The organism is Sinorhizobium mexicanum (assembly GCF_013488225.1).
GTDB lineage: Bacteria > Pseudomonadota > Alphaproteobacteria > Rhizobiales > Rhizobiaceae > Sinorhizobium > Sinorhizobium mexicanum.
The window spans coordinates 3348276-3360855 of the sequence record NZ_CP041238.1 but is presented as its reverse complement, the minus strand read 5'-3'; the positions used below and the strand labels follow the sequence as shown (position 1 = coordinate 3360855).

The window sequence follows — 12580 nt, the reverse complement described above, 5'->3', positions numbered from 1 at the left end:
CCATGTGCAGCATCGGCGCACTACTGCATGTTGGACGCGCGCCGCTGCTGCTGCCGATTTCCAGCGGCTTTGCGGTCAAACGTGCTCATTTCACGTGCGCACGCTGCCAAAATTTTGATTTTTCTGGCTTCGAAAGCGTCAAATCTCCGCTATCGCCGAAGAATCTGGAGGAGAACCATTTTTTAGCTTTCATTTTCGTTTGAAAGAGGTATGAAATCGGGGCAAAGAGCACGCTCACCAATGAGCTCTAATAACAAGAGATCGGACCGCTAGGATCTGGTCCAGGGGAAGATTGATGGAGTATTTCGTCCAGCAGCTCGTCAACGGGCTGACGCTTGGGTCTATTTATGGTATGATCGCAATCGGTTATACCATGGTCTACGGCATCATCGGCATGATCAACTTCGCCCATGGCGATATCTTCATGCTGGGCGGCTTTGCCGCGTTGATTGTCTTTCTTATTCTCACATCGTTCATGGCGGGCGTGCCGGTTGTATTGGCGCTGTTGCTCATGATGATCGTCGGTATGCTTACGGCGGCGATTTGGAACTGGACCATTGAGCGGGTGGCTTACCGTCCGCTGCGCGGATCCTTCCGTCTGGCGCCGCTGATCACCGCCATCGGTATGTCGATCGTACTGTCGAACTTCATTCAGGTGACCCAGGGTCCGCGCAACAAGCCGATCCCGCCGCTTGTCTCGTCGGTCTATGATATATTCGGTATCGCCATTTCGCTGAAGCAGATCATCATCGTTATCATTACGGCCATTCTGCTTTCGGTGTTCTGGTACATCGTCAACAAGACGCCGCTCGGTCGTGCGCAACGCGCCACCGAACAGGACCGCAAGATGGCGGCGCTGCTCGGTGTTGATGTCGATCGCACGATCTCGGTGACGTTCGTCATGGGCGCGGCGCTTGCTGCTGTCGCCGGGACGATGTTCTTGATGTATTACGGTGTCGTCGTTTTCACTGACGGCTTTGCTCCGGGCGTCAAGGCATTTACAGCTGCCGTTCTCGGAGGCATCGGTTCGTTGCCGGGCGCAGTTCTCGGCGGCCTTATGATTGGCCTGATCGAGTCATTGTGGTCGGCCTATTTCACCATCGACTACAAGGATGTCGCGACCTTCTCGATTCTCGCGATCGTCCTGATCTTCAAGCCGTCGGGTATTCTCGGACGACCGGAAGTCGAGAAGGTATAATTCCATGGCAAACATTGCATCTACTACTGCAAGCGCCGGCACTGAGGTGACGGCGCGGGCCCTGCGCGAGGCTGTCTTCGCGGGCCTCGTCACCCTCGGCCTGTTCGTGCTCTTCGTCGGCCTCAAGACCGACCAGAACATCCGCAACGAGCTGATCCTCACCCAGCGCTGGGGTCTGCTGGCGACTTTCGTGATCATCGCCATGGTTGGTCGCTTCGTTATGGTCGCCTACGCCCAGCCCTGGCTTGCGCAGAGAAAGGCGGCGAAGGCGGCTGCCCCCGAGGTCGTGAAGGAGGAGGGCTTTTTCAGCCGCAACTTCTCCAAGATCGCGATCGTGGCACTCATCCTCTATCCGCCGGTCATCTTGGCGCTTACCGGTGTCCAGGGGTCGCTGAAATGGGTGGACAATTTCGGCGTCCAGATCCTGATCTACGTGATGCTCGCCTGGGGCCTTAACATCGTCGTCGGCCTCGCCGGACTGCTCGACCTCGGCTACGTCGCCTTCTACGCGGTCGGTGCCTATTCCTATGCGCTGCTTTCCAGCTATTTCGGCTTGTCCTTCTGGGTGCTCTTGCCGGTTGCCGGTCTTCTCGCCGCCTGCTGGGGCGTGATCCTCGGGTTTCCGGTCCTGCGCCTTCGCGGTGATTACCTGGCGATCGTGACGCTCGCCTTCGGCGAAATCATCCGTCTCGTGCTGATCAACTGGACCGAGGTGACCAAGGGTACTTTCGGCGTCTCCGGCATCGCCAAGGCAACCTTGTTCGGCATCAAGTTCGATGCTTCCAAGGACGGCTTCGCTGCGTTGATGGGGCTGCCGATCTCTTCGGCCTATTACAAGATCTTCCTGTTCTATCTGATCCTCGGCCTCGCCTTGCTGACGGCCTTCGTCACGATCCGGTTGCGCCGGATGCCGATCGGCCGCGCCTGGGAGGCACTTCGCGAGGACGAGATCGCCTGCCGCTCGCTTGGCATCAACACGACCACGACGAAGCTTACGGCCTTCGCGACGGGTGCCATGTTCGGTGGCTTCGCTGGCTCATTCTTCGCGGTTCGTCAGGGCTTCGTGTCGCCGGAATCCTTCGTGTTCCTCGAATCGGCGGTCATTCTTGCAATCGTGGTTCTTGGTGGCATGGGATCGCTGACCGGCATTGCAGTCGCTGCGATTGTCATGATCGGCGGTACCGAAATCCTGCGTGAGCTCACTTTCCTGAAGATAATCTTCGGACCGAACTTCACGCCCGAGCTTTACCGCATGCTGATCTTTGGCCTGGCCATGGTCGTCGTCATGGTGCTGAAGCCGCGCGGCTTCGTTGGATCCCGTGAACCGACCGCGTTCCTGCGCGAACGCAAGGCTGTCTCCGGCAGCTTCACCAAGGAAGGGCACGGCTGATGGCCATCGAGACAATGACGAATACGATGACAAAAGACCCCATTCTCAAGGTCGAGCACCTCTCGATGCGCTTCGGCGGTCTCATGGCCATCAACGACTTCTCCTTCGAGGCGTATCGCGGCGACATCACCGCGCTGATCGGCCCGAACGGGGCGGGCAAGACGACGGTGTTCAACTGCATCACCGGCTTCTACAAGCCGACGATGGGCATGATCACGATGAGGCAGAAGGCCGGGCAGGAGTATCTGCTCGAGCGTCTGCCCGATTTCGAGATCACCAAGCACGCCAAGGTCGCGCGCACGTTCCAGAACATCCGGATGTTCTCCGGCCTCACGGTTCTGGAAAACCTGCTCGTGGCCCAACACAACAAGCTGATGCTGGCTTCCGGCTATACCATTCTCGGCCTGCTCGGATTCCCGGCCTATCGTCAGGCTTCCAGGGAAGCGATCGACATTGCGAGGCATTGGCTCGAGAGAGCGTCGCTGATCGACCGCGCCGACGATCCGGCCGGGGACCTGCCTTACGGTGCGCAGCGGCGGCTTGAGATCGCTCGCGCCATGTGCACCGGGCCGGAACTTCTCTGCCTCGACGAGCCAGCGGCGGGCCTCAACCCACGCGAGTCGCTGGCGCTCAATGAACTGTTGCAGAACATCCGCCGCGATACCGGCACGTCCATCCTCTTGATCGAGCATGACATGTCGGTGGTCATGGAGATTTCCGACCATGTGGTGGTGCTGGAATACGGCCAGAAGATTTCCGACGGCAACCCGGAATTCGTGAGGAACGATCCGAAGGTCATTGCGGCCTATCTGGGTGTCGAGGACGAAGAGGTTGAAGAGGTGATCGAACAAATCGAGGAGATCGAAGGCGGGCAGGGAGGCACCAAGCAATGAGTGCTCCGCTGCTGCATGTGAGAGCCGTCGAGACCTATTACGGCAATATCCGGGCGCTGAACGGCGTCGACGTGGAGGTTCATCGCGGAGAGATCGTCAGCCTGATCGGCGCCAACGGCGCCGGGAAGTCGACGCTGATGATGACGATCTGCGGCAGCCCGCAGGCGCGCACCGGCTCCGTCTTCTTCGACGGTCAGGAGATCACGCGCCTGCCGACGCATGAGATCGCCCGTCTCCGGATCGCGCAATCGCCGGAAGGGCGACGCATCTTCCCGCGCATGACGGTTCTCGAGAACCTGCAGATGGGGGCAAGCCTGGACAACCTGAAGTATTTCAACGAGGACGTCGAAAAGATCTTCACGCTCTTCCCACGCCTGAAGGAGAGGCAGGCGCAACGCGGCGGCACGCTGTCGGGCGGCGAACAACAGATGCTGTCGATCGGGCGCGCCCTGATGGCCCGGCCGAAGCTGCTTTTGCTCGACGAACCTTCGCTCGGCCTCGCGCCGCTGATCGTGAAGGGCATCTTCGAGGCGATCAAGAAACTCAACAAGCAAGAAGGCCTGACGGTGTTCCTCGTCGAACAGAACGCCTTCGGTGCACTCAAGCTGTCGGACCGCGCTTATGTCATGGTCAACGGCAGGGTGACCATGAGCGGGACAGGCAAGGATCTTCTCGCCAATCCGGAAGTCCGTTCAGCCTATCTCGAAGGCGGCCGTCATTGATGCGCCGCGCCTGGAGTATGTAAACATGCAGGGAATTCTCTACGAAGAAACGTCAATCTGGCAGTTTCTCTTCATTACCTGTGTGCTGGGTGGCTGGACCGCCTGGCGGACGGGCAAGAGCGTCGCCGATACGTGGCATAACTTTCCGCGGCTGCTGCTCTATGTAGCGTTGCTGGGTTGGGCTATCCGCTTCATTCATCACGCTCTTTTCGGCGCCACGATGTTCAGCCTGCAGTACTATATCGTGGACACGATCGTGCTTTTGTTGTTTGCTACTGCCGGCTTCCGATACTACCGGACCAAGCAAATGACCAACAACTACTACTGGCTCTATGAAAAGGCTTCACCCTTCTCCTGGAAGACCAAATAAGGGAACAGCGCGTGCCGGTCGATTGCGGCCGGTGCGAAAGAACACCGGCGCGATTAAGGTGGGCATTGCGCAGGCGTAGAAACGAGACCCGCTCGATTATTGGGAGTAACAAGATGAAAAAGTCTCTTTTGTCGGCCGTTGCGCTGACGGCAATGGTCGCCTTTAGCGGCTCTGCGTGGGCTGACATTGTGGTCGGCGTTGCCGGCCCGCTGACGGGCCCGAATGCTGCGTTCGGTGCACAGCTTCAGAAGGGTGCTGAACAGGCGGCTGCCGATATCAACGCTGCAGGCGGCATCAACGGTGAACAGATCAAGGTTGTGCTCGGCGACGACGTGTCGGATGCCAAGCAGGGCGTTTCGGTCGCCAACAAGTTCGTTGCTGACGGCGTGAAGTTCGTGGTCGGCCACTTCAACTCGGGCGTGTCCATCCCGGCTTCGGAAATCTACGCCGAAAACGGCATCCTGCAGGTCACTCCGGCCTCTACCAACCCGCAGTTCACTGAGCGCGGCCTGTGGAACACCTTCCGTACCTGCGGTCGCGACGACCAGCAGGGTGCGGTTGCCGGTGCCTACCTCGCCGCCAACTTCAAGGACGCGAAGATCGCTGTTGTTCACGACAAGACTCCCTATGGTCAGGGCCTTGCCGATGAAACCAAGAAGGCAATGAACGAGGCCGGCCTCACCGAAGCGCTCTACGAAGGTATCAACACGGGTGACAAGGACTTCTCCGCGCTGATCGCGAAGATGAAGCAAGCCGGTGTCTCCATCGTCTATTACGGCGGTCTGCACACGGAAGCTGGCCTGATCATGCGCCAGATGAAGGACCAGGGCCTGAAGGCAACGATGATGTCGGGTGACGGTATCGTCTCGAACGAACTGGCCTCGATCGCCGGTGACGCCGTTGACGGCACGCTGATGACCTTCTCGCCGGATCCGCGCAAGAACCCGAATGCCAAGGACCTCGTCGAGAAGTTCCGCACCGCAGGCTTCGAACCGGAAGCCTACACGCTCTATGCCTATGCCGCTCTCCAGGTAATCGCTGAAGGCGCGAAGGCTGCCGGCGGCAACGATCCGCAGGCCGTTGCCGAGGCCATCAAGGCCAAGGGTCCCTTCAAGACCGCAATCGGCGAACTCGGCTACGACGAAAAGGGTGACATCACCCGCCCGGACTACGTTATGTACACCTGGAAGAAGGGTGACGACGGCAAGTACAGCTACTTCCAGAACGAATAGTCGTCATTTCGTTCCGCTTTTAGAGGACCCGGCGTGGAAGCGCCGGGTCTTTTTGTTCCTGCGGCAGCGGTGCATACGCAGCCCGTCTGATCAGATATGCAAGGGACTTTGTCCTTGAGCGGCTTTTAGGGCGCATGCAGGGGCGATGCGCATGCTGCCATCGCCATAGAGCGCACCTTATCGCAGCAGCGACGTACGCAGCGTCGCGATCTCCTGCTTGAGCCGGACGAGTTCCGCGGGTTCCATCCCTGTGGCGTTGGCAATGCCATGGGGAACATTCTCGGCCTTTTCCCGCAAGGCGCGGCCGCTTTCGGTCAATTTCACGCGCACTTGTCGCTCATCGGTCCTGTCCCGGAGCCGCGATATGTAGCCCATGGCTTCGAGGCGCTTCAGCATGGGTGTGAGCGTGCTTGACTCCAGAAAGAGCCTTTCGCCCAAACTGCCAACGGTCTGGTCGTCCTTTTCCCAAAGGACGACCATCACGAGATATTGCGGATAGGTGAGGTCCAACTCGTCGAGCAGCGGCTTGTAGACGCGCGTGAAGGCGTGGTTCGTCGAATAGATCGCGAAACACAGAAAATTGTCGAGTTTCATAAGGTCTTCGTGAGAGGGGCTGTCTGTTTTGGTCATTGTCCCAACCCAGATTTGATCATGGGATAAAATAAATCGTTCGCGATCTAATCGCAAGGTATTGACACGTCAAATTCAGCGCGATAAATATCGTGCACGATTTAATCGTGAGATAATTAGAAAATGATCGGGGCGGGAAGTTCGGTAGTTATTTGTATCGTGCGCGATTTAACCGCGAGACTTTCAGCGATCTATGCAGCGGAACAAGGAGCATTCCATGACAAGGATAAGCGCAAACGCAAGGACGAACGGCATCTCGCGAAGAGACATACTGGCTGCCACTCTCGGCGCCGCCGCTGCAGTATCTGCTGTCCGCCCGGCCTCGGCGGCGGCAGGTGCCGCGAATGCAACCAACACAACCAGCGAAGGAGCAAGGACCATGGGCAGCAGGATCGTCACCCGCGACGGCGTCGAAATCTATTACAAGGACTGGGGTCCAAAGGACGGGCCGGTGGTCGTGCTCAGCCACGGCTGGCCGCTGTCTTCCGACAGCTGGGAGGCCCAGGCCTTCCACCTCGCCAACAACGGCTTCCGCGTCATCACCCATGACCGCCGCGGTCATGGCCGCTCCAGCCAGCCCTGGGACGGCAACGACATGGACCACTATGCCGACGATCTCGCCGAGCTGATCGAACAACTCGATCTCACCGGCATCTTCCTCGCCGGCTTTTCGACCGGTGGCGGCGAAATCTCCCGCTATATCGGCCGTCACGGCACCAAGCGCGTCGCCAAGGCCGGGCTGATCTCGGCGGTGCCGCCGCTGATGGTCAAGACCGACGCCAACCCCGGCGGGCTGCCGAAGGAGGTGTTCGACAATCTCCAGGCGGCAAGCGTCGTCGACCGCTCGCAACTCTACAAGGACATCGCCTCCGGCCCGTTCTTCGGCTTCAACCGGCCGGGCGCCAAGGTTTCCCAAGGCATGATCGACAGCTTCTGGCTGCAGGGCATGATGGGCGGCCACAAGAACACCTACGACTCGATCGTCGCCTTCTCGCAGACCGATTTCACCGAGGACCTGAAGAAGTTCGACGTGCCGACCCTGATCATCCATGGCGACGACGACCAGATCGTGCCGATCGACGCGGCGGCGCGGGCCTCGAAGAAACTCGTCCCGCATGCGACGCTGAAGGTCTATCCCGGCGCCCCGCACGGTATCACGGACACCCACAAGGACCAGCTCAACCAGGACCTGCTCGAATTCGCGAGGTCGTAATCTTCGAACAAAAGAGTAGAGGGCGCCCGAGCGGCGCCCTCTTGCGTTCAGGGGAAGCGGGCTGGCCGCGACGGAGAAACCCGAACGGCAATGGACATGAAGGTCGGCGACAACGTCACTGCCCCTGTTCGCCGGTCGCCGGAGATGGTGGCCCAAAGCAGTCGACGTCTCGCAGGGGCGTCTTCGTGAATTCGCCTTGCGAAACAATGCCTTGACTTTGGAGACCGGCTCGCGGACGATGCCGCCATCGATGCATGCAATGTGTCGCAAAGATAGCCAACGGCCTTTCATGAATAATGCAGCAATCGTCGCTCCGCAGCGGGCGTGGGGAAAAGGGCGGCTCGTTGCCAAGTCCCGAGACGGCCGCACGGCTATCGCTGAACTCTATCAGGAGGGCTGCGCCAAGATCCGACTGCCAAAGACCTTTGATGCGTCGCTTGAAGCGGTGCTGATCAATTCGTCGGGGGGAATCACCGGCGGCGACCGGATGGCCTGGGCGTTCGAGGCGGGCGAAGGCACCACGCTGACATTGACGACGCAGGCCTGCGAGAAAATCTACAAGGCGAGCGCTGGAACGGCCGATATCTCGACGCGGATCCTTGTTGCTGGCGGAAGCCGGGTCGATTGGCTGCCGCAGGAAACCATCCTCTTCGACCGCGCATCCTTGGCGCGGTCCCTGGAGGTCGAGCTTGCCGGAGACGCAACCTTTCTGGCGGTCGAGGCGGTTCTTCTCGGCCGCAAGGCGATGGGCGAGGTCGTGCAGGCTGGTCTCTTTCGTGACCGCTGGCGGGTGACAAGCGGCGGCCGGCTTCTGCATGCGGAGAACCTGACCCTTGCCAATGATATTGCCGCACTCGCGGGACGTTCCGCGGTACTCGGCGGCGCGGCAGCCTTTGCGACACTGCTTTATGTGGGGACGGATTGCGAAGCGATGCTGCCCAGGCTGCGAGGCACCCTCGGCGGCTATGCGAGCGCCGGGGTCAGCCATTCTCAGGTTGCCGGTCGTGACAAACTGGTCGCGCGGATTGTTGCGACAGACGGCTTCGCACTTAGAAAAATTCTTGTCCCGGTTATTTCGCACTTGCGTAACGATGCATCTGTGCCGAAAGTCTGGACGATCTGATCCCACAATTTATTGGACGGCCGACGCATGAATCTCACCCCGCGCGAAAAGGACAAGCTGTTGATTTCCATGGCGGCGATGATCGCGCGCCGGAGGCTGGAGCGTGGCGTGAAGCTCAACCATCCGGAAGCGATCGCCCTCATCACCGATTTTGTCGTCGAAGGTGCGCGGGACGGGCGCTCCGTGGCCGAATTGATGGAAGCCGGCGCGCATGTGCTGACCCGCGACCAGGTCATGGAAGGGATCCCCGAAATGATCCATGACATTCAGATCGAGGCGACCTTTCCGGATGGGACGAAGCTCGTCACCGTCCACGAACCGATCCGCTAGGGCATGACGGAAGAGTGTGGAGCGAATTCTGACCGGATCCGCCGTCAACCTTGAGGGGCAACCATGCTGAGCCTGCGCCCGAACTGCGAATGCTGTGATCGCGACCTGCCGCCGGAGAGCCGGGAGGCCATGATCTGCACGTTCGAATGCACCTTCTGTGCCGACTGTGCCGACAAGAAGCTTGACGGCATCTGCCCGAATTGCAGCGGTGAACTGGTGCGCCGGCCGGTCCGCCCGGTTGCGATGCTCGCGAAATATCCGGCGTCGACGGAGCGCGTGTTGAAGCCGCAAGGCTGTGCGGACGGTCAAGCCACTTGAAGAGGAGAGGACATGATTCCTGGCGAAATCATCGCAGCTGAAGGCGAGATCGAACTGAACGTCGGTCTCCAAACCGTCACGATCGAGGTTTCCAATTCCGGCGACCGGCCCGTGCAGGTTGGGAGCCACTATCATTTCGCCGAGACGAACCCGGGACTGATCTTCGATCGTGACGCCGCCCGCGGCAAGCGGCTCGACATTCCGGCCGGTACGGCCGTCCGCTTCGAGCCCGGCCAGACGAGGCAGGTCACGTTGATCCCGCTTTCAGGCAAACGCGAGGTGTTTGGCTTCCGCCAGGCGATCATGGGCAAGCTATGAGGGTGTTCGCGTCTCTATCCGGCTTGCTTCTGCTGTCAGCGGTTTCGGCCGCCGCGCAAGAACAGCCAAGGGTCGATTGCCAGAACGCTGTGACGCAGATGGACATGAACATCTGCGCCGGCCAGGACTATGACCGAGCCGATGCGGACCTGAACAACATCTACAAACAAGCCGTCGCTGCCATGAAGGCGATGGACAAGGAACTCGGCGAAATCGACGCCGCCTATCCCGGCGCGGAACAGGCATTGAAGAAGGCGCAACGGGCCTGGATCGGCTACCGTGACGGGCAGTGCGAACTGGCCGGGTTCGAGGCGCGTGGCGGTTCGATGGAGCCGATGCTCGTTTCCGGCTGCCTGGCGGAACTGACCCGCAAGCGAACAAGCGAATTGAAGCAACTCCTCGAACCGAGCGGAAACTGACCGTTGAGCGGCCGCACCATCACGATTGTTGGCAATGGCGACGTGCCGCAAGGCGCGGCAGCCGTGATTGACTCCGCCGATCTCGTCATCCGCTTCAACGATTGCCGCTCGGTCGGCAACGGCGGGACAAGAACCGACATCGTCGCGGTCTGCAATACTGGTCGCCCAGCGCTGTCGATGCTCGGTGGAGGTCGATGGAAGAACAGCGGGCCAGTGCGGCGCGCGAGCGAGATATGGAGCGTCCGTACTGGCGCGAAGTTTGCCGCCATGCGGGCGGATCTTATGAAGACGCACCCGGATCTCGACGATTTCTGCGACGATTACACGGCGGGCTTCGAAGCGTTCGCACGGGCGACTGGCCGGCGTCATCGAGTGATCCCGGTAGAAACGCACGAGCGGCTTGAGCGCGATCTCGCCCGGTTCGCGCCGGCGCCCTATGTCGTGCCGTCGAGCGGCCTGGTGGTGATCGCCGAGATCCTGGCCGCTTTCGCCCAGCCCCGAGACGACGTCGTGCTTGCCGGATTCGGCCATATCGGCTGGGAATGGCATCCCTTTGCCGCCGAACGCCGCTACGTAGATGCGCTTGTCGCCGAAGGCCGCCTTCGCCGTCTCGACCAATCCCAATCTTCAGACTTTTCCGACGGAGCCTGATCCATGCCCCACAAGATGTCGCGCGCCACCTATGCCAACATGTTCGGTCCGACGGTGGGCGACAAGGTGCGCCTTGCCGATACCGAACTTTTCATCGAGGTCGAGAAGGATTTCACCACCTATGGCGAAGAGGTGAAGTTCGGCGGCGGCAAGGTTATCCGCGACGGCATGGGGCAAAGCCAGGTCACGCGCGAGGGCGGCGCGGTCGATACCGTGATCACCAACGCGCTGATCGTCGATCATTGGGGGATCGTGAAGGCGGATATCGGCCTCAAGGACGGGCGAATTGCGGCGATCGGCAAGGCCGGCAATCCGGACACGCAGCCGGGCGTCACCATCATCGTCGGGCCGGGCACGGAAGTCATCGCCGGCGAGGGCAAGATCATCACGGCCGGCGGCATGGACAGCCATATCCACTTCATCTGCCCGCAGCAGATCGAGGAAGCGTTGATGAGCGGCCTCACCTGCATGCTCGGCGGCGGCACCGGCCCGGCGCACGGCACGCTCGCAACGACCTGCACGCCTGGCCCATGGCACATCGCCCGGATGATCGAGGCGGCTGATGCATTCCCCATGAATCTGGCCTTTGCCGGCAAGGGCAATGCGTCGCTCCCCGGTGCCCTTGTGGAAATGGTGCTCGGCGGCGCCACTTCGCTGAAGCTGCACGAGGATTGGGGCACGACGCCAGCGGCGATCGACTGCTGCCTGTCGGTTGCGGACGAATATGATGTCCAGGTGATGATCCACACCGATACGCTTAACGAGAGCGGTTTCGTCGAGGATACGATCGCCGCGATCAAGGGCCGGACGATCCATGCCTTTCATACGGAAGGGGCGGGAGGCGGCCATGCGCCGGATATCATCAAGATCTGCGGCCAGCCGAATGTCATTCCGTCCTCGACCAATCCGACGAGGCCCTACACGCTCAACACGCTGGCTGAGCATCTCGACATGCTGATGGTTTGCCACCATCTGTCACCCTCGATTCCGGAAGATATTGCCTTCGCCGAAAGCCGCATCCGCAAGGAAACGATTGCCGCCGAGGATATCCTGCACGATATCGGCGCCTTTTCGATCATCTCGTCCGACAGCCAGGCCATGGGCCGCGTCGGCGAAGTGGCGATCCGCACCTGGCAGACGGCCGACAAGATGAAGCGCCAGCGCGGGCGGCTCAAGGAAGAGTCCGGTGACAACGACAACTTCCGGGTCAAGCGCTACATCGCCAAATACACGATCAACCCCGCGATCGCGCATGGTCTCAGCCACGAGATCGGTTCGCTGGAAGTGGGCAAGCGCGCCGACCTCGTCATCTGGAACCCGGCCTTTTTCGGCGTGAAGCCCGACATGGTGTTGCTTGGCGGCTCGATTGCGGCAGCACCGATGGGCGATCCGAACGCCTCGATCCCGACGCCGCAGCCCGTTCACTACCGGCCGATGTTCGGAGCCTATGGCCGGAACCGGACCAACTCCTCGGTCACCTTCGTCTCACAGGCGTCGCTCGATGCGGGGCTTGCGGGACGGCTGGGGGTCGCCAAGGAGCTTGTCGCCGTCCAGAACACCCGCGGCGGCATCGGCAAGGCGTCGATGATCCACAACAGCCTGACGCCGCATATCGAGGTCGATCCGGAGACTTACGAGGTCCGTGCCGACGGCGAACTACTGACCTGCGAGCCGGCGACGGTTCTGCCGATGGCGCAGCGCTACTTTCTGTTCTAGGCGGCCGCCCGGAGCGAGCAGAAATCCATGCATCATCCGCATGGCAGCCATGCGGGT

At 60.5% G+C, this 12580-nt stretch carries 16 protein-coding genes; 15 read left to right on the top strand and 1 reads right to left on the bottom strand.

All coding sequences use genetic code 11. The features are described from left to right. The first annotated feature begins 2 nt into the window (after nucleotides 1-2). The 7 genes from FKV68_RS15935 (at nucleotide 3) to FKV68_RS15905 (ending at nucleotide 5805) form a co-directional block, all read left to right on the top strand. Nucleotides 3-203 carry a hypothetical protein gene (locus tag FKV68_RS15935; protein WP_180938782.1) on the top strand — a complete coding sequence of 67 codons (201 nt, stop codon included), beginning with the start codon at nucleotides 3-5 and terminating at the stop codon, nucleotides 201-203. A 92-nt stretch (nucleotides 204-295) separates the two neighbouring features. Beyond that, nucleotides 296-1198, top strand: a complete 903-nt coding sequence (locus FKV68_RS15930; RefSeq protein ID WP_180938780.1) for a branched-chain amino acid ABC transporter permease — start codon at nucleotides 296-298, stop codon at nucleotides 1196-1198. Between the two features lie 4 nt (nucleotides 1199-1202). Beyond that, on the top strand, nucleotides 1203-2588 hold the full coding sequence (gene livM / locus FKV68_RS15925) for a high-affinity branched-chain amino acid ABC transporter permease LivM (RefSeq protein WP_180938778.1): 1386 nt from the start codon (nucleotides 1203-1205) through the stop codon (nucleotides 2586-2588). Beyond that, nucleotides 2588-3481: an ABC transporter ATP-binding protein gene (locus tag FKV68_RS15920; protein ID WP_245181317.1), complete on the top strand. Its 894-nt coding sequence runs from the start codon at nucleotides 2588-2590 to the stop codon at nucleotides 3479-3481. Before livM ends, FKV68_RS15920 begins: the two co-directional genes overlap by 1 nt. Further along, nucleotides 3478-4203: an ABC transporter ATP-binding protein gene (locus FKV68_RS15915; protein ID WP_180938776.1), complete on the top strand. Its 726-nt coding sequence runs from the start codon at nucleotides 3478-3480 to the stop codon at nucleotides 4201-4203. Before FKV68_RS15920 ends, FKV68_RS15915 begins: the two co-directional genes overlap by 4 nt. Nucleotides 4204-4228: 25 nt before the next feature. Continuing rightward, complete coding sequence (locus FKV68_RS15910) at nucleotides 4229-4573, top strand: DUF6867 family protein (RefSeq protein ID WP_180938774.1); 345 nt, start codon at nucleotides 4229-4231, stop codon at nucleotides 4571-4573. Between the two features lie 113 nt (nucleotides 4574-4686). Further along, nucleotides 4687-5805, top strand: a complete 1119-nt coding sequence (locus FKV68_RS15905) for a branched-chain amino acid ABC transporter substrate-binding protein (RefSeq protein WP_180938773.1) — start codon at nucleotides 4687-4689, stop codon at nucleotides 5803-5805. Nucleotides 5806-5982: 177 nt separating this feature from the next. On the opposite strand, the gene FKV68_RS15900 is transcribed toward FKV68_RS15905, so the two are convergent. Further along, nucleotides 5983-6435, bottom strand: coding sequence for a MarR family winged helix-turn-helix transcriptional regulator (locus tag FKV68_RS15900; protein ID WP_180938771.1), 453 nt, complete (start codon nucleotides 6433-6435; stop codon nucleotides 5983-5985). 217 nt (nucleotides 6436-6652) lie between these two features. Here FKV68_RS15900 and FKV68_RS15895 point away from each other — a divergent pair, with 217 nt between their 5' ends. The 8 genes from FKV68_RS15895 to ureC all read left to right on the top strand — a co-directional run bounded on the left by FKV68_RS15895 (nucleotide 6653) and on the right by ureC (nucleotide 12523). After that, entirely contained in the window at nucleotides 6653-7648 is a 996-nt protein-coding gene (locus tag FKV68_RS15895; protein ID WP_180938769.1) for an alpha/beta fold hydrolase, read from the top strand. Between the two features lie 289 nt (nucleotides 7649-7937). After that, on the top strand, nucleotides 7938-8771 hold the full coding sequence (locus FKV68_RS15890; RefSeq protein ID WP_180938767.1) for an urease accessory protein UreD: 834 nt from the start codon (nucleotides 7938-7940) through the stop codon (nucleotides 8769-8771). Nucleotides 8772-8798: 27 nt separating this feature from the next. Then, the gene (locus FKV68_RS15885; protein WP_180938766.1) at nucleotides 8799-9101 is read left to right on the top strand and encodes an urease subunit gamma; all 303 of its coding nucleotides are present in this window, start codon (nucleotides 8799-8801) and stop codon (nucleotides 9099-9101) included. A 63-nt stretch (nucleotides 9102-9164) separates the two neighbouring features. Beyond that, entirely contained in the window at nucleotides 9165-9419 is a 255-nt protein-coding gene (locus FKV68_RS15880; RefSeq protein ID WP_180938765.1) for a DUF1272 domain-containing protein, read from the top strand. 12 nt (nucleotides 9420-9431) lie between these two features. Further along, nucleotides 9432-9737 carry an urease subunit beta gene (locus FKV68_RS15875; protein ID WP_180938764.1) on the top strand — a complete coding sequence of 102 codons (306 nt, stop codon included), beginning with the start codon at nucleotides 9432-9434 and terminating at the stop codon, nucleotides 9735-9737. Next, a complete protein-coding gene (locus FKV68_RS15870; RefSeq protein ID WP_180938760.1) occupies nucleotides 9734-10156 on the top strand; it encodes a lysozyme inhibitor LprI family protein in 423 nt (140 codons plus the stop codon). The genes FKV68_RS15875 and FKV68_RS15870 overlap by 4 nt, the downstream gene beginning before the upstream one ends. Before the next feature lie 3 nt (nucleotides 10157-10159). After that, nucleotides 10160-10807 carry a Urease operon accessory protein gene (locus FKV68_RS15865; protein WP_180938759.1) on the top strand — a complete coding sequence of 216 codons (648 nt, stop codon included), beginning with the start codon at nucleotides 10160-10162 and terminating at the stop codon, nucleotides 10805-10807. 3 nt (nucleotides 10808-10810) lie between these two features. After that, a complete protein-coding gene (gene ureC / locus FKV68_RS15860; RefSeq protein ID WP_180938758.1) occupies nucleotides 10811-12523 on the top strand; it encodes an urease subunit alpha in 1713 nt (570 codons plus the stop codon). The last annotated feature ends 57 nt before the right edge of the window (nucleotides 12524-12580 follow it).